The sequence below is a fragment of the Micromonospora avicenniae genome, assembly GCF_900156065.1.
In the GTDB taxonomy this organism is placed as follows: domain Bacteria; phylum Actinomycetota; class Actinomycetes; order Mycobacteriales; family Micromonosporaceae; genus Micromonospora; species Micromonospora avicenniae.
Map to the genome: position 1 here is coordinate 165,396 of NZ_FTNF01000004.1, position 21,238 is coordinate 186,633.

At 71.6% G+C, this 21,238-nt stretch carries 14 protein-coding genes and 1 pseudogene; 9 read left to right on the forward strand and 6 right to left on the reverse strand.

All coding sequences use genetic code 11. The features are described 5' to 3' along the window. Positions 1–156 precede the first annotated feature (156 nt). On the reverse strand, positions 157–1,743 hold the full coding sequence (locus BXA10_RS08720) for a DHA2 family efflux MFS transporter permease subunit (RefSeq protein ID WP_076469562.1): 1,587 nt from the start codon (positions 1,741–1,743) through the stop codon (positions 157–159). 310 nt (positions 1,744–2,053) lie between these two features. Here BXA10_RS08720 and BXA10_RS30770 point away from each other — a divergent pair, with 310 nt between their 5' ends. Together BXA10_RS30770 and BXA10_RS08730 are read left to right on the forward strand one after the other, a co-directional pair. Beyond that, complete coding sequence (locus BXA10_RS30770) at positions 2,054–2,821, forward strand: hypothetical protein (protein WP_076469564.1); 768 nt, start codon at positions 2,054–2,056, stop codon at positions 2,819–2,821. A gap of 78 nt (positions 2,822–2,899) precedes the next feature. After that, positions 2,900–3,361: a DUF5709 domain-containing protein gene (locus tag BXA10_RS08730; RefSeq protein ID WP_076469566.1), complete on the forward strand. Its 462-nt coding sequence runs from the start codon at positions 2,900–2,902 to the stop codon at positions 3,359–3,361. A gap of 101 nt (positions 3,362–3,462) precedes the next feature. Here BXA10_RS08730 and BXA10_RS08735 read toward each other — a convergent pair whose 3' ends face one another. Further along, complete coding sequence (locus BXA10_RS08735) at positions 3,463–4,284, reverse strand: DUF3152 domain-containing protein (protein WP_084752393.1); 822 nt, start codon at positions 4,282–4,284, stop codon at positions 3,463–3,465. Positions 4,285–4,427: 143 nt separating this feature from the next. Between BXA10_RS08735 and BXA10_RS08740 the strand changes: the two genes are divergently transcribed. From BXA10_RS08740 to BXA10_RS08760, 5 genes and pseudogenes are all read left to right on the forward strand, one after another. Continuing rightward, a complete protein-coding gene (locus BXA10_RS08740; RefSeq protein WP_076469569.1) occupies positions 4,428–4,931 on the forward strand; it encodes a SigE family RNA polymerase sigma factor in 504 nt (167 codons plus the stop codon). After that, positions 4,928–5,692 carry a hypothetical protein gene (locus BXA10_RS08745; protein WP_076469572.1) on the forward strand — a complete coding sequence of 255 codons (765 nt, stop codon included), beginning with the start codon at positions 4,928–4,930 and terminating at the stop codon, positions 5,690–5,692. Before BXA10_RS08740 ends, BXA10_RS08745 begins: the two co-directional genes overlap by 4 nt. A 43-nt stretch (positions 5,693–5,735) precedes the next feature. Then, the gene (locus tag BXA10_RS08750) at positions 5,736–6,158 is read left to right on the forward strand and encodes an acyl-CoA thioesterase (RefSeq protein WP_076469575.1); all 423 of its coding nucleotides are present in this window, start codon (positions 5,736–5,738) and stop codon (positions 6,156–6,158) included. A 132-nt stretch (positions 6,159–6,290) separates the two neighbouring features. After that, positions 6,291–6,950, forward strand: a complete 660-nt coding sequence (locus BXA10_RS08755) for a spermine/spermidine synthase domain-containing protein (protein WP_076469578.1) — start codon at positions 6,291–6,293, stop codon at positions 6,948–6,950. A gap of 295 nt (positions 6,951–7,245) precedes the next feature. Continuing rightward, a pseudogene (locus tag BXA10_RS08760) lies at positions 7,246–8,772 on the forward strand (LVIVD repeat-containing protein); the annotation flags it as partial. Between the two features lie 673 nt (positions 8,773–9,445). Here the strand turns inward: BXA10_RS08760 and BXA10_RS08765 are convergent. After that, complete coding sequence (locus tag BXA10_RS08765) at positions 9,446–10,129, reverse strand: DUF305 domain-containing protein (protein WP_076469952.1); 684 nt, start codon at positions 10,127–10,129, stop codon at positions 9,446–9,448. A gap of 153 nt (positions 10,130–10,282) precedes the next feature. On the opposite strand from BXA10_RS08765, the gene BXA10_RS08770 reads away from it, so the two are divergent. After that, entirely contained in the window at positions 10,283–11,248 is a 966-nt protein-coding gene (locus tag BXA10_RS08770) for a helix-turn-helix transcriptional regulator (RefSeq protein ID WP_076469581.1), read from the forward strand. A 92-nt stretch (positions 11,249–11,340) separates the two neighbouring features. Here BXA10_RS08770 and BXA10_RS08775 read toward each other — a convergent pair whose 3' ends face one another. Both BXA10_RS08775 and BXA10_RS08780 read right to left on the reverse strand, forming a co-directional pair. Beyond that, entirely contained in the window at positions 11,341–15,207 is a 3,867-nt protein-coding gene (locus BXA10_RS08775) for a S8 family serine peptidase (RefSeq protein WP_076469583.1), read from the reverse strand. 335 nt (positions 15,208–15,542) lie between these two features. Then, the gene (locus BXA10_RS08780; RefSeq protein ID WP_076469585.1) at positions 15,543–16,286 is read right to left on the reverse strand and encodes a VOC family protein; all 744 of its coding nucleotides are present in this window, start codon (positions 16,284–16,286) and stop codon (positions 15,543–15,545) included. Positions 16,287–16,512: 226 nt separating this feature from the next. Here BXA10_RS08780 and BXA10_RS08785 point away from each other — a divergent pair, with 226 nt between their 5' ends. Continuing rightward, entirely contained in the window at positions 16,513–20,871 is a 4,359-nt protein-coding gene (locus BXA10_RS08785; protein WP_245828179.1) for an ExeM/NucH family extracellular endonuclease, read from the forward strand. A gap of 65 nt (positions 20,872–20,936) precedes the next feature. On the opposite strand, the gene BXA10_RS08790 is transcribed toward BXA10_RS08785, so the two are convergent. Next, entirely contained in the window at positions 20,937–21,206 is a 270-nt protein-coding gene (locus BXA10_RS08790; protein ID WP_076469587.1) for a zf-HC2 domain-containing protein, read from the reverse strand. Between the last annotated feature and the right edge of the window lie 32 nt (positions 21,207–21,238).

The following is a 21,238-nucleotide window of genomic DNA, read 5'->3' on the forward strand; positions in this document are numbered from 1 at the left end:
GGTTGCCGCCGACCTTCTCGCCCGGCCGGCGGCTGATCGGCGGCACGTCGAGCCGAGTGACCGGACCGGACGGGCGAAGTCGGCGGACCGGCCGGGTCGAGCGGCGGAACAGCCGGTCGGGGCCGCCGGGATGTTCTCCCGGCGGCCCCGGGGGCGTCAGTGGATGCCGACGGGCGTACGGGTCTGCTCGCCCTGACCACCGTCGAGCAGGTCCGGCCGCTCACGCCGGCGGGACAGGAACGCGGCCGGGATGAACGTGAGCACCACGAGCGCGAACGCGACCCAGAACGTGCCCCCGAACGAGTGGGCGGCGAAGTCGAGCCCCCGGTCGATGAGCTCCCGTGGGACCGGGAACTGTTCGAGCAACTGTGGCCGCTGCTGGCTGGCGATGGCCAGCCCCGCTTCGGTCACCGGCTTGCCGCTCTCCGGGTCGGTCACACCGGGGATCACGGTGGAGCCGTTCAGCTCGTTGGTGAGGATCACCGACATGACCGCGGCGCCGACCGAGCCACCGATCTGCTGGAGGATGTTGACCAGCGTCGAGCCGCGCGCCACGTCATGAGCGCTCAACGTCCGCAGCGCCGACGTCATGATCGGCATCATGGTGCCGCCCATGCCCAGCCCCATGACGAACAACGAGCCGCAGAGCAGCACGTAGGACGTGTTCGGGTCGACCTGGGTGAACGAGAAGAACCCGAGGACGATGAGCGCCAGCGCGAAGGGCACCGTACGCCCCACGGGCACCCGGTCGGCCAGCGTGCCGGCGATCGGCATCGTGATCATCGCGCCGATCCCCTGCGGCGCCATCAGCAGGCCCGCGGCCAGCGTCGACTCGCCACGAACCTGGAGGAAGTAGCTCGGGAAGAGCAGGCCCGCCCCCATGAAGGCGATGATGAAGACGAAGAGCGTCACCGCCGCCACCGTCAGGTTGCGGTTGGCGAACAGCCGCAGGTCGAGCAGCGGGTGCCGGGGCCGGAACGAGTACAGGACGAACGCCACCAGTAGCGCGGCCCCGGCCAGCATCGGCCCCCACACCTCCGGGTCGCCGAACGTGCCGGCCTCCGGCAGCGAGGAGATGCCGTAGAGGAAGAGCGCGAGGCCCGGGGAGAGCATCAGCATGCCGAGGAAGTCGAAGGACTCCGACGGCTCCGGCGCGTCCTTCGGGAGCGCGACCTGTGCGTAGATGAGCGCGATGACACCGATCGGCAGGTTGATCAGGAAGATCCAGTGCCAGCCGACCGCGTCGATCAGCCAGCCGCCGAGGATCGGCCCGGCGATCGGGCCGAGCAGCATCGGAATGCCGAGCACGGCCATCAGCCGGCCGATCCGGTTGGGGCCGGCCGCGCGGGTCATGATCGTCATGCCGAGCGGCATCAGCATGCCGCCGCCGAGGCCCTGCAGGACCCGGTAGGCGATCAGTTGCCCGATCGAGTCGGCGCTGGCGCAGAGCGCCGAGCCGATCGTGAACAGCGCCAACGCGGTCATGTAGAGACGCTTGGTGCCGAACCGGTCGGCCGCCCATCCGGCGAGCGGGATCACCGTGGCCAGCGCGAGCGTGTAGCCGGTCATCGTCCACGCGACTCGGGCGTACGAGGCGTCGAAATCGTTCTGGAACGTGGGCAGCGCGACACTGACCACCGTCACGTCGAGGATCGACATGATCGCGCCGAGGACGACGACACCCGCCACCTTGAGGACCGCGGCGTCCAGTTTCGCCGGCGCCGCGGCAGCTTGCTGGGTCACAAATTCTCCTGAAGTCGGTCGTGCTGACGGACGGTGAGCGGTGGGGGTGGCGCCGCGCCGTGGTGCGGGACGAAGCACGGCGCGCGGAGGGCGAATGCTCGCAGGCAGAGTAGCGACCGCCCCCGACAGGCCGCCCCCGTTTTAGCCCGACCGCCTCGGCCGGCACCGGTGACCTTCCGTCGCGATACGGCGGTGTTCGTCCGGGTTCTCAACCTGGTCAACTCGGCCTTCACCCGGGTGTGACGTCAATCCGATCGTGACTTCACCCACACGGTGGGCGACCATGGCCGCACGACGAAAGGGGGCTCGGATGCGGCGACGAACGGAAAGCACACCGGCAGGCTTCGGTGCGGCGACCCGCGCCGCCCTGCGCCGTAGTGCCGGCACCAAGCCGCGGCGCTGGCTGATCACAATCACCCTGCTGCTCGGCCTACTGACCGCGGTGGCCCTGACCGCGGCCACCCCGCCGGACGAGCTGACGTTCGCCGCGCTCGCGCATCCGGTGCAGAGCCTCATGTCGGTCGCCGTGCCGTTCCTCGGCATCCTGCTCGCCCATGACCTGCGGCGCTCCCCCGGCAACGTCCGGCTCGCGCCCACCCTGCTGGCGACGGCGCTGCTCGCCGCCGCCGTCGGGCTCCTCGGCGCGCTGTTCTGCGCTGCCGCGCTCGCGCTCGCCCCGGAAGGCGTCGCATCCGACGCGTGGCGGTACGCGGGGAACATCGTGTTGGGCGGCGTCCTGGTCCAGGTCGTCGCACGGCTGATCGGCGTCGGGCTGGGCCTGCTGCTGAGCTCGTTCGTCGTTGCGGCTCTCGCCAGCATCGTGCTCCCGCTCGGTCTCTACGGCCTGCTGGGTGCCGTCGGCGCGGTTCGGCCCGCTCGGGCGTGGCTCACCCCGTACGCGACGGTCCAGAACCTCCTCGCCGGTGACATGAGTCTGCTCGAGTGGGCGCAGTGGGTGGCCGTACTCCTCATCTGGGGAGTGGGGCTGACCGCCGTCGGCATGGCGCGGCTGCGGCCTCAGGGCGCGGCCGCCGGGTCGCCGACACCGGCGACCGCGCCGGAGCGCTCCCACCACTGACCGTGTCCCCTGCTCACGATCGGCCGGGGAAGGTTCTAGGCTTGGGGGCCGCCGCAGGGGCGACGAGGGGAGACTGCCGTGAGTGAGACCGACAACATCGACCGCGTCGAGGAGTGGAACGTCGCCGAGGACGACGGGGTCTTGGACGCTTCCGACACCCTCGACGGCGATCGGATCACCGATCCGCTCGACACCGGCATCGCCGCTCCGGACCACTGGTACGGCGCGAACCGGTACGGCACGACTCCCGCCGAGGAGCGGGCGGGCGAGTCGCTCGAGCAACTGCTCGCCGAGGAGGAGCCGGACATCGACCCGTACGCGGAGCAGGTCGACGACGAGGACGAACTGATCCGGCGGGGCTACGAGCAGGACCCGCGGGCGGGCCGGCTCGTCGAATACGACGAGGGCTTCCGCGACGACGAGGAGCCCGACTCGGTGGCCTGGGACGCCGGGATCGACGCCGGCGCGGCCAGCGCGGAGGAGGCCGCCATCCACGTGGTGGACGACCCGAACGGGATGGGCGACGGCCCGCTGCGGTGAGACGGGGCCACTGACCCGGTGTCCGTTCCGCCGTCACCCGATCCGGGGCGGCGGCGTCGTACGCCCCGGTGACGTCGACGGACCTCCCGGCGGTGAACCCCTCAGCCCGCCCGGCCACGCTCCCGGGGCGGAATGGGGTCGTCGTACGTCCCCGAGCGTCCCCGGTGGGGCTCGCCGTCGAGGTACGGCTTGGCGTTGGCGGTGCAGCCGTGCAGGCCGAGCGTCTGCTGCTGCATGACGGGCGCCGGTTCGCCGCGGCCCGGGCAGCGCTCGTGCCCGTGGCCGAGCCGGTGCCCCACCTCGTGGTTGACCATGTACTCGCGGTAGATGGCCAGGGGTGCGCCGTACCGCGGCACGCCCTTCACCCAGCGCGCCACGTTCAGCACCACCTTGGCGCCGTTACGGCACGACGTGTAGCCGTCCGGCACGTCGCCGCAGAGGTCGTCGCGGGTGCCCGGGGTGGCCAGGTAGATGGTGAAGTCGGCGGCCTGGCCCGGCCCGACCCGGCGCAGGGTCAACGTCCCGCCGCCGGTCCAGCCCTGCGGATCGGTCAGGAATCCGGTGACCTCCGCCGCGAAGGCCGACGTCTCGATGCCCCGGATGTCACGCTCCACCGCCACTCGGTAGCGCATGATCTCGCCCTCGCCCCGGCGGGCGGGGGACTCGGCGGCCGCCGTCTGCCACCGGTTGCTCCCCTCGGCCGGGTAGCTGATCGGGGCGGGCCGCGGCCGGACGGGGGCCGACGGCGAGGTCACCGGCCCGGCGGGGTCGACGAACCCGACCGGCGGACGGTCCGTCGGGGCGCCGCCCGCCACCGGCTCGCCGCCCGCCGCGGGCTGGGCGCATCCGGACGTCAGCAACCCCAGCACCGCCACCACCGGCAACGCCGGCAGCCAGCCCCGGCGGGTACTCTTCCCGGCCATGCGTCTCCCCTCGCCGCACACCGTTCGCTGGTGGCGCACGGCAGGTAGGACGGGTGAGACAGGTGAAAAGTTGTTCGCCCGCGGACTCAACCTTTCGCGCTTCCCGCTCGTCCTGAACGTCGTGGAGCGCGAAGCGGGCGGACATGGCACGAGATGACGCGGAGTTCGTCGAGTTCGCCCGGGCCGCCTCCCGCCGGTTGGTGCACGCGGCCTTCCTGATGACCGGCGACCGCCACGAGGCCGAGGACGCGGCGCAGACCGCGCTGGCCCGGACGTACGCCTCGTGGTCGCGCGTCCGTGGCGACGACGCCTACCGGTACGCCCGGTCGGTGCTCGTCAACCACCTCGTCGACCGATGGCGGCGACCGATTCGGGAGTACCCGACCGAGGAGCTACCCGAGCAACGTGACGCGGACGTCGCCGACTCGGTGGCCACCCGGCGCTGGCTGTTCACCATCCTGGGCACGCTCAGCCCGCGCGAGCGCGCCATCGTCGTCCTGCGGTATTACTTCGACCTTCCGGAGGCCCAGGTGGCCCACGAACTCGGCGTCTCGGTCGGGACGGTGAAGAGCACCAGCTCCCGTGCTCTCGAGAAGCTGCGCGGCGCCGAGGCCGGGATGCCGCAGGTCCACGGGAGCTGCCGATGAACGAGGCGGAGCGGCTCCGCGAGGCCATGCTCGCGACCGAGCGGGCGGACCAAGACCTGCTCGACCTGGCCGCTGTCATGCGCGAGGGTCGGCGCCTGCGCAGGCGCCGACGGGTCGCTGGCACCGGGGCGGCCGCCCTCGTGCTGGCGGTCGCGGTGTCCGTACCGGTTGCGCTGACGTCGACGGACCCGGAACCGCAGCGACCCGCGGACCCGGCCGCGGGTGCCCACACCGCCACGCCCACGACCGCGCCCACCCCCGGGCCCACGACGACTGCCGCGCCAACTGCCACCACCGGCTCCGGGAGGTCGACCCCGAAGCCGGTCGGCACGGTGCTCTTCAGTGGCATCCGGTACGGCGTCGAGGAGCGGGTGTTCTACGTCGTCGGGGTCGACGTCCCGAAAGCGCCGCAGGTGAAGATCGGGTTGGTGGCCGGTCGTCGCGACGCCGCCGGCGAGCTGACGCCCGACGTCCTGATCAACGACGTCGTGGGGCGTGACCGTCACGCGGGCTTCCACGAGATCGGCTACGACCAGCAGGGCGACCGCCGGGTCCACCCGCCGGTACCCACCTTCGGGTACTTCGTCGGACCGGCCGCGCGGATCATCGGCACCGTCGACGGCCGTGAGGTGTCCGCCACGCTGGCTCGCTGGAGCGAGGATTCACGCGTGGTGATCTTCTGGTTCGATCCCACGGTGCTCGCCCCGGGCATACGGCTGGACGGCATCGTCGCCCGCGACAAGCGCGGCAAACCGCTCTGAGCCGACGGCTTCCCCATCCGTACCCACCGGTAGGCTCGGGCGCATGGAAGATCCCTTCCGGGTGCGTGTCGTCGTCCGCGGCTACGAGCTCGACACCCAGGGTCACCTGAACCAGGCCGTCTACCTCCAGTACGGCGAGCACGCCCGGTGGGAGTGCCTCCGTGCCGCCGGCATCTCGCAGGACCGGCTCCTCGCTACCGGCGTGGGTCCGGTCGCGCTGGAGGTCACCCTGCGCTACCTCAGCGAGTTGCGTGGCGGCGACGAGGTCGACGTGTCCTGCTCGTTCCGCTGGGGCGAGGGCAAGACGTTCCACATCGACCAGGACTACACCCGGCCCGACGGCACCCGGGTCGCGGCCCTGACCGGGGTGGGCGGGCTGCTCGACCTGTCGGCCCGCCGGCTGGTGCCCGACCCTCGGGAGCGATTCCGCGAGCTGGCCACGGATCCGGCGCCGCTCGGTCTCTGAACCTCCGTCCGACCCACCCCGCTTCCACACGGCCGGCTCCATCCGACAGCGGGCTCGACCCGACGGGACTCCACCCCACCGCCGGCCGGAAAATCAGCGGGCACGGCATGTCTGGTGGCATAGATTGGCCGGATGACTGGGGCGGTTGAGGTGGTCGACCGGGTCGTGACCGACCGCGGCGAGCTCGTCCTGCGGCGGTGTGCCGAGCACTTGGAGATCATCAGTAACGGGGTGTTCCTGATGGACACCCGCGCCGGCAGTTCGGAACGGCTCCTGGTACGAGAGTCGTTGAAGCTCGTGCCGGCGGGGGCCCGGATCCTGATCGGCGGTCTCGGGGTGGGCTTCTCCCTGGCCGAGGCCGCGGCGTCGCAGGTGCCGGCCGAGATCGTGGTCGTCGAGATCGAGCGGGCGCTCATCGACTGGCACCGGGACACGCTGGCTCCGTTCAGCGCGCACGCTCTCGACGACGCCCGCGTCCGGGTCGTCAACGACGACATCGTGCGCTGGCTGGGCACGACCGACGAGGTCTTCGACGCCATCTGCCTGGACGTCGACAACGGTCCGGACTGGACGGTCTTCCAGCACAACGCCGCGCTCTACGACGATCATGGGCTCACGCTGCTGCGCGAACGGCTCACCGGCGATGGGGTGCTGGCCGCCTGGAGTGCCTCCGCGTCACCGGCGTACGCCACTCGCCTGGCGGCGGTGATCGGGCCGGTCACCACGCATCGTGTCGAGGTGCCGCGCGGCGAGCCGGACGTGGTCTACCTGGCCCGACGCGACGACCGGTGACCTTGGTGGGTCGGCTGCGACACTTCACCGGTCGACGGGGGCGTCGCGGGCGTTCTCGCCGCTGACCGCCGCCGCGGCGCGGGCACCACGCGGTCCGAACCGGTGGGCCGGGAACGAAGACCGGCCGGACAGGACTTTGATCCCGATGTTGGGAAATGCGGCAGTTTCGCGTCCTCCGCAAATATTTACATGATCCAAACTGACCGGTAGACGGTACGGTCCTTACTTACCGTGGTGTATACGCGTGTCGATGCGCGTCACGACCAGGAGGGGACACCGCGGCTGGAGGAGACGTATGACCCAGACCCATCGCAACACAGGCAGGAGACGCCGCGTCATCGGCGCCGCAGCCACCGCCGCTCTCCTCGTGGCTCTGCTGCCCGGCACCGCGTCGGGCCAGGAGTCCGAACCGGACCCGCGCATCGGGCTCGGCGCGGGCTGGCTGGACGCGCAGAGCGCGATCAGCGACCTCGATCTGCTGGCCCACCGCGACAAGCCGGCGGGCTTCGTGAACCCGGCCAACCCGGGCGACTTCGGCTACGTCGCATCGGATCTCGCCTTCGGCGGCAGCCACGCCTTCCAGGGCAACTACAACGGCTTCAACGTCTACGACATCTCGCAGCCGGCCAACCCGACGCTGGTCAGCAGCGTGGTGTGTCCGGGCGGGCAGGGCGACCTGTCGGTGTACGGCAACCTGCTCTTCATGTCGGTCGAGGAGACCCGCGGCCGGCTGGACTGCGGCACGGACGCCTCTGCCGGCACCCGCTTCCAGGGGGTACGCGTCTTCGACGTCAGCGACGTGGCCAACCCGGTACAGGTCGCCGCCGTGCAGACCTGCCGTGGCTCGCACACCCACACGGTCGTGACCGACCCGGACGACAGCGCGAACGTCTACGTGTACGTCTCCGGCACGGCGGGTGTCCGGCCGGCCAGCACGATGGCCGGCTGCAACAACACGCCCGCCTCCGGCGAGGATCCGGCACGCTGGCGCATCGACGTCATCAAGGTGCCGGTCGCGGCTCCGGAGCAGGCTGCCGTCGTCAACAACCCGCGCCTGTTCGCCGACCCGCAGACCGGCGCGGTCGACGGCCTGCAGAACACCCCGCCCACCACGAGCCACCCGTCGGGCAGCCCGTGGGGCCCGTCCCCGGTGACGGACGCGTGCCACGACATCACGGCGTACCCGGCGCTCGGGCTGGCCGCCGGTGCGTGCGAGGGCAACGGCATCCTGATCGACATCTCCGACCCGGCGAACCCGGTGCGGATCGACGAGGTGTCCGACCCGAACTTCGCGTACTGGCACTCGGCGACGATCAGCAACGACGGCAAGAAGGTCGTGTTCACCGACGAGTGGGGCGGTGGCACCGGCCCCCGCTGCCGGGACACCGACCAGCCGCAGTGGGGCGCGAACGCCATCTTCGACATCGTGGACCGGAAGCTGAAGTTCGCCAGCTACTACAAGCTGCCCGTCCCGCAGACGCTGCAGGAGAACTGCGTCGCGCACAACGGCTCGCTGATCCCCGTACCGGGTCGGGACATCCTCGTTCAGGCGTGGTACCAGGGTGGTATCTCCCTGATGGACTTCACCGACTCGGCCCACCCGCGGGAGATCGCCTACTTCGACCGCGGTCCGATCAGCCCCACCACCAGCGTGCTGGGTGGCTTCTGGTCGGCGTACTGGTACAACGGTGAGATCTACGGCAGCGAGATCGCCCGTGGCTTCGACGTACTCGGGCTGCGTCCCAGCGAGCACCTGACCGCGGCGGAGGTCGCCGCGGCCCGCGAGGTGCAGATGCCGCAGTTCAACGCCCAGAGCCAGACGAAGGTCGACTGGGCACCGAGCTTCGCCGTGGCCCGGGCCCGCTTCGACCAGCTGGCCAGGACGTGCACCACGACCATCGACGAGCGGCACAACGGGCCGCTGACCGTCTCGGGTGTCACCTGCCTGTCCGGCGCGACGGTCAACGGGCCGGTCACCGTGCGTCCGGGCGCCTCGCTGCTCGCGTTCGACTCGTCGATCTCGGGCCCGGTGTCGGCGTCGAACGCGGCCGCCGTGCACCTCTACGAGAGCACGGTCCGCGGCCCGGTCAGCATCACCGGTACCCGCGGCAGCACCGCGATCGTGAAGAGCGAGATCCACGGTCCGGCGGTGCTGACGGGCAACCGTACCGGTTCCGTCGAGCCGATCATCGCCGACAGCACGGTGCGCGGCCCGCTCGCGTGCACCGGCAACGCGCCGGCGCCGATCAACCTCGACGCCGCCAACCGGGTGTCGGGGCCGACCAGCGGTCAGTGCGCCAGCCTCGACTGACGTACCCCGGAGCGGTTCGATGAGGAGGCCGCGTCCTGCCAAGGCAGAACGCGGCCTTCCCCGTGTCGGGCTCCACCGCACGAGGCCGGCGGGGCGGCGCCGATCGTCGCGGTTCGGCGTACGGCCCGACCACCGAGCGCTCAGCGCACGCCGCACGTGACGTGGAAGATGCTGCGGGCCGGTGTCAGCCGGCGAGCCGGGCCTGCAGTTCGCGCATGCTGCGGATCTCGATGCCCTGATCGGCGTTGACCTCGCGGGCAAACCGGTCACTCGCCGGTTCGAGCCCGCCGCCTTCCGCGTAGAGCTGCTGCACCATGGTGAGCGCGCCCTCGTGGTGCCGGATCATGAAGTCGAGGAAGAGCCGGTCGAACTGCTCTCCCCGAGCCTCGACCAGCTGCGCCAACTGCTCCGGTGTGAGCATGCCGGGCATTACCGCGTCGTGCTCGGCATGGTGCTCGTGCGGCCCCGGGAGCTGCTCGCCCCGCTCGGTCAGCCACTGCTGCATCTGCGCGATCTCGTCGCGCTGCGACGTCTCGATCCGCTTGGCGATCAGCGACACATCCTTGCTGACGGAGCGGTCCGCGACGAGCGCGGTCATGTCCAGCGCCTGCACGTGGTGCGCGATCATCCGCTGCATGAACTGCGTGTCGGCCGCGGTGTGCTTCGGCGGCGCGGGCAGCTGGGACTGCTCGGCCGGTGAAAGGACGCGACCGCTCTGACCGGGCGCGCCGGGCTGGACGATCCGGGGCGCGGCGACCGGCCCCTCCCGCGCGTCGTCGGTGAGCTGGACGACGGCGAAGACCGACGCGCCGAGGACGACGGCGGCGGCCACGGCGGCGATGACGATGCGTCGACGAGACGAGAACACGATTCGATCACCGTAGCTGAATTCGGCCCGCCAGACGAGGGGCCGGACGGATGGCCCGCTCAGCGTCACTTGACGCTCCTGTCCGGAACGCTCCAAGATCAACGCAGCGGACCACGCCACCGGTGGGGCCGCCCGAGCTGGGTGTGGTGGACAGTGCTGAGCGCATTCGGTCTGACCGAACTGGAAGAGAAGATCTACCTGGCGCTGGTCGGCGGCCGCCCGAGCACCGTGACGGAGCTGGTGGAGCGCCTGGCCGCCGGCGCCGACGAGGTGGACGCGGCGCTCGGTTCGCTCACCCGCCACGGCCTCGTCCGCGTGGTCGGCGACCGGGCCGGCGCGGCGCCACCCGACCTGGCGATCGATTCCCTGCTGACCCAGCGCATCCGTGAGCTCCAGGAGGCGCGGATCGACCTACGGGAGTGGCTGCGGCAGCAGCACGCGCCGGAACCTGCGGATCCGGGCGTCCAGATGGTCGTGGGTGTGGCGGCGATCCTGCAGACGTTCGAGCAGTTCCTGCGCGGCGCCGAGGAGGAGGTGCTCGGTTTCGAACGCCCCCCGTACGCGGCCGACATCTCGGAGAATCCGGCGGAGCTGGAACTGCTGGGTCGGGGCGTACGCTTCCGCGTGGTCTACGACCGGCGCGGCCTGGAACGACCGGGCGCCTCGACCCACATCGGCCGGTTCATCGCCGCCGGCGAGCAGGCCCGCGTCGCGGCGGACGTACCCGCGAAGCTCGCCGTGGCCGACCGCCGGATGGGGCTGCTCTCCTTCCCCTCCCAGGGCGACATGGTCGAGCCCTGGGCGCTGGTGGTGCGCGGCGTCACCTGGGTCGAGGTACTCGTGGCGCTCTTCACCGAGGTCTGGGAGCGGGCCACGCCGCTGCGCCTCGCGCCAGCCACGACCGTGCTCGACGACGCCGACCGCTGGACCGTGCCGACGCCGACCGACCGACAGATCCTGTCGCTGCTGATGACCGGGCTACCGGACAAGGCGGTCGCCTCGCAGCTGGGCATCTCGCTGCGAACCGTGCAGCGGCGGCTACGGCAGCTCATGGACGTGACCGGCAGCGCCACCCGGATGCAGCTCGGCTGGTTCGTCGCGCGTAACCGGTGGCTCTGACACCCCGCCCCCGGTCCGTTCCGCCGGCACGCGGGCGGAACGGACCGCGACGGGTCCCGCCGGCCGGCTGACCGACCAGCGGGACCCGTTGATCACTCGGTGACCGTCACCGAGACGGTGACCGGGGTGGACGCCCCCTTGGCGCCGTTGTTGGTCACCAGCACCGTGGCGACGTACGTCCCCGGGGTCAGGCCGGTGGTGTCGACCGTTACGGTCAGCTCGGACCGCTCCCCCGGCGCCACCTCGCCGGAGGTTCCGGCCGACAGCCACGGCACGTCGCTGTACGCCGGCAGCGACCCGTCCACGTGGTAGACCTTGCTGCTGTACGGCTGGTTCCGGTAGGCCACCGTCCAGAGGTTGCCCTGCTCGTCGATGTCGAGCCCGGCGCCGCTGATCGGGTTCGGGTCCGGGTCGGGCACCGAGGCCAGCGCCCGGCAGGTGTCCGGTTCCATGGCCCAGATCGCCTCCTTGGCGTCCTGGTTGATGCCCCACAGCACGTTGTGCTCCTCGTTGAGGGCGAGTCCCGTAATCCACGGCACGGGCGGGGTGCACTCCCCCAGTACCGAGCCCGGCTGCGGGTGGGACAGCCCGGCGATGTGCCGGATGACCCCGTCGCCGCTGAGGTAGAACGTGTCGTCCGCGGCACGGTAGGCCAGCCCGTAGTAGAGCTTGCCGGCCCACGGCCCCGTGATCGTCTCCTTGACCTCCAGGGTGTCCGGGTCGAAGCAGACGATCGGCAGGTCCCCGACGATCCACATCTTCGGCGCGCACATGAGGTCACGCCCCGGCACGTACGCCATGTCCGAAGGCCAGCCGCCGATGTCGAGCACGCCCTTGGCGAGCGACGTGCCGTCGGGGGCGAAGCGCTGCACCTGTCCGAACAGGTACGAGTTGGAGACGATCAGCTCGCCGTTGCGGTAGCCGACACCGAACGCGTAGTAGAAGTCCTTCACCGCGAAGGAGCTCAGCACCTTGCCGGGCACACCGGCCGGCGGGGTGGCCGAGTCGATCTCGCGGGCCAGCCAGGTGGCCGGCAGGTCCCCCTTGTTGGTCAGGGTCACCGTCGCGGTCCGGGTCTGCCCGGCCCGCGCGCTCACCGACACCTTGTTCTTGTCGGCCACCAGCAACGGCGTACGCAACGCGACGTCGTGCTTGACCACCTTGGTCTCGGCCACGGTGACGCTGGCCGGCGGCAGGTCGTACCCGGGCTGCAACGCGGTCACGGTGACCGGCCCGGCCGGCGCCTCCAGCTGGTAGAAGCCGTCCGCGTCGGTGGTCGCCGTGATCGGTTGCCGCGCGTTCGGCGACTCGACCCGCACGGTCGCGCCCGCCACGGGCTGCCGGTCGTTCGCGTCGCTAACCGTGCCGCGCAGCAGGCCCCGGCCGGGCACCTTGAAGGTGATCGCGGTCGCCTCGTCGAGCACCGCCTCGTCCCCCGAGTACGTCAACGCCACGGTGCCGCTGGCGTCCTCGATGCCGACCGTCGCCGAGCCGCCGGCCGCCGCTGCGGCCTTACCGAGCTTGCGGTACCGGATGGTGACGGTGCCGTTCTCGCCGAGCCGCACCTGCACGTCGACGCGGGTCTTCGGGTCGCTCTTCAGCGCGGCCCGCGTCCAGCTCACCACCAGCTGCCGGTTCATCCCCGACCCGGTCGCCTTCGTCCGCACGGTCGAGGCGTGGTCGAGCACCAGGTCGTCCCAGAACGCGTAGACCGCCGGGGCCGACACCGCCGGGGCGGGCAGCGGGCCGTTGGCGCCGACTGAGGCGACGGCGTCCGCGCCGAAGGTCAGGTAACCGTCGGTGTGCACGGTGATGCGGTCGTACGTGGTGCCGTAGAAGGTCATCGGGAACGGCAGGTCGAGGCCCTTGCTCGCGGTGTCACCGGTGACTGCGAGCACCTTGCCGCCGTCCTCCCACTTGCCCGCGGCGACCCCGGCGGCGTAGCCGTACCGGTCGGTCTTGGCGGCGAGCGCCACGTCCACCGTCTCCGGCCCGTCCACCGTCAGCGCGACTGTCTTCGGGGCCAGCCACCGTCCGTAGTCGACCAGCAGGTCGTATTCGGCCTCGGGCAGCGTCCCGGAGTAGCGGCCCTCGGCGTCGGTGACGAAGCCGGGGAACGACTCGTCGGCGAGCGTCAACCGGGCGCCGGCGACCGGCTTGCCGTCCGGATCGGTGACCCGGCCGCTGACCGGCTGCCACGGGGCGGCCTCGGAGAGGTCCAGGGTCAGGTTAACGGTGCCGCTCTGCGACACGGTGATCGTCCGCCGCTGGGTCCGCTGCCCGAAGTAGGTCGCGGTGAGCGTGTACTCGCCGGCCGGGACGCGGCCCAGCTGGACCGTGCCGTGGGCGTCGGTGCGGGCGGTCCGGGTGACCAGGTTGGACGTCAGGGTGATCCGCGATCCGGCCAGCGGGTTGCCGTCCCGTTCCGCGTGCACCACGACGCCACCGAGCTGGGCGCTCGAGGCCTGGGTCACCAGGTCGTACGCGTCCAGCCGGCCTTCGCCGTAGACGTTGTTGTCGGCCGGCGTGCCACCGCACTGCTGGTCGTCGACGTCGTGCGCGGTGCGGTCCAGCAGCTCACGGGTGGTCACCACGTCCCGGCGCAGGTTCGGCACCGCGGACCAGGCCAGCGCGACCGCGCCCGCGACGTGCGGGGCGGCCATCGAGGTGCCGTCCATGTAGCCGTAGTCGCTGCCCGGCAGGGTGGAGAGGATCTGCTCACCGGGGGCGGTGATGTCCGGCCGCACCGCGCCGTCACGGCCGGGGCCGCGGCTGGAGAACTCGGTGATCACACCGTCCGGGCCGGTCGCGCCTACCGCGTACGTCTGCGGGTTGGTGGCGGGGTGTCCCGCCGAGCCGCACGGCTCCGGCGCCTGCTCCGCCTCGTTGCCGACCGCGAAGACCGGGAAGATGCCGGCCGCCACCCAGGAGTCGACGATGGCGTCGTACATCTGCGGGTCACCACCGGTGCCGCCCCACGAATTGTTCACGATGTCCGGCGACAGCTCCGGGCGCGGGTTCTCGCCGTTACGGTCGGTCGGCGCGAGCATCCACTGGCCGGCGGCCAGCAGCGACGCGTCGGTGCAGTAGGTGGATTCGCAGCCCTTCGCCGCGATCCAGGTCGCACCCGGGGCGACCCCGGTGATGTGGCCGGCGCCGTCGTCACCGACCATCGAGCCGACGGTGTGCGTGCCGTGCCCGGCGTTGTCGCAGGGCTCCTCGGACATGCAGAACCCGGTCGGGTCGTACCAGTTGTAGTCGTGGGTGAAGGTGCCGTCGTCGTTGTTGCCGCGGTACTGGCGCACCAGGGACGGGTGGTCGTACTGCACGCCGGTGTCGACGCTGCCGACGACGACGCCCTCGCCACGGGTGCCGTACTCGCGCCACACCTTGTCGGCGCCGATCGCGGTCAGGTTCCACAGCAGCGGAGTGTCGGCGTCCGCGCCGGCGGTGCGGACCGGCTCCTCCAGCGTCGTCACGCCGACGGTGGTGATCCGGGCGACGTCCGAACGGCCGGCCAGCTCGGTGAGCAGGTCCAGGTCGCCGGTCACCTCGATGACGTTCGCGATCCAGAACGGGGTGAAGTCGGCGTGCCGCTCCCGGAGCAGCTCACGCAGGCCGCGCTGGGTCTGCTCCGCGTGCGCGACCTTGGTCTGGTAGACCCGCGTGGTGCGGGCCACCCGTCCGGCCCGGCCCCCGGCGGCACGCTCGACACGGTCGAGTTCCGCACCGTCGAGCTGGGCCTCGTCCGCCAGGTCGACCATGAAGGTGGTGCTGGTGCCGCTGCGGGCCGCGGCGAGCACAGTGGGCTCCACCTTACGCAGCGGCTCCACCGCGCCGCTCGTTGCCGTCGGGGTCGGCGTCGCCGCGACGGCACCGGTCGGCAACGCGAGCAACGCCGCCAACGTCGCCGCGACCGCGGCTGTCGCGTGCCGCGCCCCGTATCTGGATCTGCGCATGAATTCCCTCCTCCGGGCGGCCGCCGGGAAACGCCGGCGGCGCCGTCGCAGATTCTGGGGCGACGGACGGCCCGGTGGAGGGCGTGATCACTGGCGGAGCCCGGACATGGCGGAACTCCGCCATCCCCGGTTGGCCACGGCGACACCAGCGCGTCACCTCGATACGCCCGGAGAGCCGGAGCGGCGACAGTTGGTGACGCGTCGGGTCAGGAGCAGCTCCGCTACGCCCGGCCGGTGTGCCCCGCTCCGGACACTGTCGAGCTGCCCCGGATCCGAGCCGCTCGACAGGCTGCCCGACCGGTGGCAGGTGCTGGCACCTCGCGGCGGCGCGGCCTTCAGCCGGCGTCCGGCAGCCATGGCGCCAGGACGGCCGGATCGGCAACCGCCTCGCGCACCTGGTCCCGCTCGGACGCGGTCAGCCGGATCGCCTGGAGTCGCGCGCCCCAGTCCGGCACCCGCTCGTGCTCCTCGAGAGCGGTCGCGAGCTCGATCAACGCGGCGAGCGCCAGCGCCTGCTCGACGGCCGCCGCCGCGTCGCCGTGCCGGCGCAGCCCGGAGTTGAGTGCCCGGAACGCCGCACGGTCGTCCGACTTGAACTCGCGCAGGATCCGCGCGTTGTCGAGGACCCGGGCCAACCCCACCAGGCGCTTGGACCCGCCGTACTCCAACTCCTGCGGCTCGTCGCGCCGAATGAAGATGATGGTGTTGCCGGAGGGATCGACGACACTGAACCTGGACGCGCCCGGCCGGTACCGGGTGATCCGCGGCCGGCCCTTGGCGAGCACCTTGCCGTACGCGCCACGCATCGCCTCGGTGAACGCAGCGTGGTACGGGGCGACGGCGTCGACCATCACCAGGCACCCTCCGGTCTGCTCGGCGGCCGGATCGACGCCGGCCGCCGCACCGCCGTAGTGCAGCTCGAATCCGCTCCACCGGAAGGCCAGATACAGGTATGGCCGGGTCTGCTGCCAGGTCACCGCGAAGCCGAGCGACCGCCAGAACGCCAGGGTCTCCTCGGCCGACACGCAGGGCAGCAACGGGACGACGGTCTCGGTCGGGCGGACGAGTTCCTCGGTCAACCTGGATCTCCCGGCTGGTGGCTCGGCGGTCCGGCAATTGTCCCACTGACCGGCCGTGTGCTGTGGGATCGACCACGATCGGCTGCCGACGGCCGCCTACCGACCGCAGGTCACCGCGGGTGGCCAGGCAGGTCTCGTCCATCCGGCGGCTCCCGCGCGGACACCTGCTACCCATATCCTCCGACGGTCTACTCCCTACGGAGGCCCGAGTTTGATGTACAGGCACGTGACCAGACGACCGCTGGCTGCGGTGGGCGTGCTGCTCGCCACCAGCGCACTGACCCTGGCGAGCAGCACGGCCGCCCTCGCCGCACCGGCGGAGGCGGCACCGTTCGTCAGTGAGATCCACTACGACAACGCCGGCACCGACACCGGCGAGGCGATCGAGATCCAGGCGCCGGTCGGCTACGACCTGACCGGCTGGCAGATCGTCCTCTACAACGGCGCCAACAACGCGGCGTACCAGACCCGCACCCTCAGCGGCACGGTGCCGGCCGCCGGCGTGGTCGTCGCGTCGTACCCGACCGACGGGATCCAGAACGGCTCGCCGGACGGCGTCGCGCTCGTCGCCCCGGACGGCGCGGTCGCCGAGTTCCTCACGTACGAGGGCACCATGACGGCGGCCGGTGGTCCGGCGAACGGGCTGACCGGCGTCGACATCGGCGTCGCGGAGACCTCGATCACCCCGGCCGGCCATTCCCTGCAGAAGATCGACGGGACGTGGCGGGACGCCGCGCCGAACAGCTTCGGAAGCCTGAACAGCGCCGGCGGCGGCGACGGGGACCCCGAGCCGCCGCTGGGGTGCACCGTCACCGTCGACCACACCATCGCCGAGGTCCAGGGCACCGGCAGCGCCACGCCGCTGGCGGGCACCCGGGTCACCGTCGAGGGCGTGGTCACCGCCGACCACCGCACCGGCGGCTACAACGGCGTCTACGTGCAGAGCGCCGGCACCGGCGGGGACCGCCCGGTCTCGGCCGGCACCGCCTCGGACGGCATCTTCGTCTACCTGACCACGAACACCGCCAACCACCCGGCGGTGGCGATCGGCGACCGGGTACGCGTGAGCGGCACCCCGAGCGAGTACAACGGCCTCACCCAGGTCACCATCGGCGTCAAGGCCGACGTGCAGGTGTGCGCGCACGACGCCCCGCTGCCCGCGCCCGTACCGGTGGGCCTGCCGCTGGCCGACGACGCCCGCGAGTCGGTCGAGTCGATGCTGGTGGCGCCGGTCGGCCAGTACACCGTCTCGGAGGTCTACAACACCAACCGGTACGGCGAGGTCGTGCTCGCCGCCGGTGACCGCCCCGCCGCGAACGTGACAGACGTGGCCCGCCCCGGCTCGGACGAGGCGCGCCAGGTGGCGACCGCGAACGAGCGTGGCCGGATCCTTCTCGACGACGGCCGGACCACCAACCTGTCCACCGGTGGTCTGCTGCCGCCGTATCTGTCGAAGGAGAACCCGCTGCGGGTCGGCGACTCGGTGGAGGCGTTCGGGCCGTCGGTGTTGTCGTACGGGTTCGACGAGTGGCGGCTGCAGCCGACGCTGCCGGTCGACGCGGGCACCGTCGCGCCCGCCCGGACCACCTTCAAGGCCACCAACCCCCGGACCGCCGCACCGGTGGACGTCGGCGGTGACGTCCGGGTGGCCAGCTTCAACGTGCTGAACTACTTCGTCCACTTCGGCGGGGACGCCCGGGGCGCGGCCGACGAGGCGGCGCTGGGCCGCCAAGAGGCGAAGATCGTCTCCGCGATCAGCGCGCTGGGCGCCGACGTGGTCGCCCTCGAGGAGATCGAGAACTCGGTCCGCTTCAACCCGGACGACCCGCAGCAGGCCCTGAAGCGCCTGGTCGCCGCGCTGAACGCCAAGGACGGCGCGGGCACCTGGGACTACGTCCGCAGCCCCGCCGAGCTGCCCGCACCGGCGCAGCAGGACTTCATCACCACGGCGATCATCTTCAAGCCGGCGAAGGTGCAGCCGAAGGGTCCGGCGCGCTCGGTCAACGACGAGACCGTCTGGTCCAACGCCCGCGAGCCGATCGCGCAGGCCTTCACCGCGGGCAAGGTCTCGTTCGTCGTGGTGGCCAACCACCTCAAGTCCAAGAGCGGCACCGGCACGGGCGACAACGCCGACACCGGCGACGGTCAGGGCTCCTGGAACGGCGACCGGGTCCGGCAGGCGCGCGCGCTGGCGACCTTCGTCGACCTGGTGAAGGCCGACAGCGGCACCGACGACGTCCTGCTGCTGGGCGACTTCAACGCGTACACCCAGGAGGACCCCATGCAGGTCCTCTACGAGAAGCAGTACCGCGACCTGAACGACACCGGCAAGGCCACGTACGTCTTCGGCGGCGAGTCCGGTTCCCTGGACCACGCCCTCGCCTCGCCGTCGCTGGCGGCCCGGGTCACCGGGGTCGACGTGTGGCAGATCAACGCGGTCGAGTCGTTCGCGTTCCAGTACGACGGGCTGCCCGCCTTCTACGAGCCGACCCCGTACCGGGCCAGTGACCACAACCCGCTCGTGGTGGGCATCAGCACCGGTGCGAAGCCGGTGGACCTGCAACTGCTGACCGTCAACGACTTCCACGGCCGGCTGGAGTCCCCGGCCACCGTGGACGGCCAGCCGGTCGGCGGCGCCGCCCAGCTCGCCGGCCTGGTGGGCCAGCTGCGTGCGCAGAACCCGAACACCGCGTTCGTGTCCGCGGGTGACAACATCGGCGCCTCCACGTTCATCTCGGCGATCGACGGGGACAACCCGACTATCGACGCGCTGAACCAGATGGACCTCGCCGCGTCCGCGGTGGGTAACCACGAGTTCGACATGGGCGTCGCCGACCTCACCGGCCGGGTGTCCGACCGCGCCGACTTCCCCTACCTGGGCGCCAACGTGTACCGCGGCGACGTCCGGGAGTTGCCGGCGTACTCGGTCAGCACGGTGGGCGGGGTCCGGGTCGGCTTCGTCGGTGTGGTGACCGAGCAGACCGCGTCGCTGGTCAGCCCGGACGGGATCGCCGGGCTCACCTTCCGTGACCCGGTCGCCGAGGCCAACCTGGTCGCCGGCCAGCTCAAGGACGGCAACCCGGACAACGGCGAGGCCGACGTGGTGGTGCTGCTCGCGCACGAGGGCGCCGCGACGGAGCACATCGACTCCGCCGAGGCGCTCGCCGCCGACCCGGTCTTCGGCCCGTTCACCCGGGTCGACGCCACCGTCGACGCGATCATCAGCGGTCACACCCACCAGCCGTACGCCTTCGAACTCCCGGTTCCCGGCACCGACCGGCTGCGCCCGGTGCTGCAGGCCGAGGACTACGGCAAGCGGCTGGGCAAGGTGACGCTGACGTACGACCCGGAGGCGGGTCAGGTCACCACCGCCGACGCTGCGCTGGTGGACGTGGTCGGGGCGCCGCAGGACCCGACGGTGGCCGGCATCGTGGCGGCCGCCAAGGAGAAGGCTGCCGAACTGGGCAAGGAGCAACTGGGGTCGATCACCGCGGACATCAAGCGGGCCTACACCGACGGGAACGAGGACCGGGGCAAGGAGTCCGCGCTCGGCAACTTCATCGCCGACGTCCAGCTCGCCGGCACGAAGGACGCCGGTCGGGGCGGTGCGCAGATCGCGTTCATGAACCCGGGCGGGCTCCGGGCCGACCTGCTCTACGGCACCGACGGCACGGTGACGTACGCCGACGCCTTCGCCGTCCAGCCGTTCGCGAACGACGTGGTCACCAAGAGCTACACCGGCGCCCAGATCAAGCAGGTGCTGGAGGAGCAGTGGCAGCCTGACGGCGCGTCGCGTCCGGTCCTGTGGCTGGGCGTCTCGAAGGGGTTCAGCTACACCTACAACCCCGAGGCGCCCAAGGGTTCCCGGATCACGTCGGTGAAGCTGAACGGAACGCCCCTCGACCCGTCGGGCACCTACCGCGTCACGGTGAACTCGTTCCTCGCCGCCGGCGGGGACAACTTCACCACTCTCGGCGACGGCACCGACCCGGCGACCACCGGTGACAACGACCTCACCATGCTGGTGGACTACTTCGCGGCGAACTCGCCGGTCACCGCGGACACCGAGCCGCGTTCGACGATCGGTCAGGCCGGCCCGCAGTGCACCACGACGATCACCGGCCGGTACACCAAGCCGCTGGTCGTCACCGCGGGCCTGACCTGCCTGGAGGACGCCACCATCACGGGGCCGATCACGGTCAACCCCGGTGCCTCGCTGGTGGTCACCGGCGGCACCGTCAACGGTCCGATCGCCGCCACCCGTCCGGTGCTGTTCGAGCTCTCCGGCGCGACCGTGGCCGGCCCGGTGACGGTGTCCGGCGCGACCGGTGGGCTGAAGATCGGCGAGGGCAAGGTGAACGGTCCGCTGTCGCTCACCGGTAACACCGGTGGCGTGCGGGTCGACTCGGTCGTGGTCGGTGGGCCGGTGACGGTGACCGGCAACACGGGCAGCCAGCCGGTGGTGGTCGCGGCGAACACCGTCGGCGGGCCGCTGAGCTGCTCCGGAAACAACCCGGTGCCGGTCAACGAGAGCCGGCCCAACACGGTGAAGGGCCCGGCGACGGGCCAGTGCGCCCGGCTCTGACCGGACGCTGATCCCCCGTCCGCGGCCGACTCCGGCCGCGGACGGGGGACCCACCGCGGAGGATGTCAGCCGAGGTGTGGCGGTGGGGAGCTACGCGAGACGGTCACTACCCGCGCTTCCTCCTCGGCGGCGTCCGGCAACTCCACCGCCTCGTCCGGACCGAGGCCGGCGACGGCGCTGACGGTTGGACCGAGGCTCTCGCACTCGCGTTGGCAACGGCCGCATTCCAGCAGGTGCGCCTCGAAGGCCACCACCGCGTCCGGGCGGAGCGCACCCAGGAGGTACGGCCCGCAGCCGTCACACGTGCAGCGGGTGCCGTCACCGTCGTCGGTCATCAGCGCGCCAGCTCTTCTCGGTGACCTGGCTA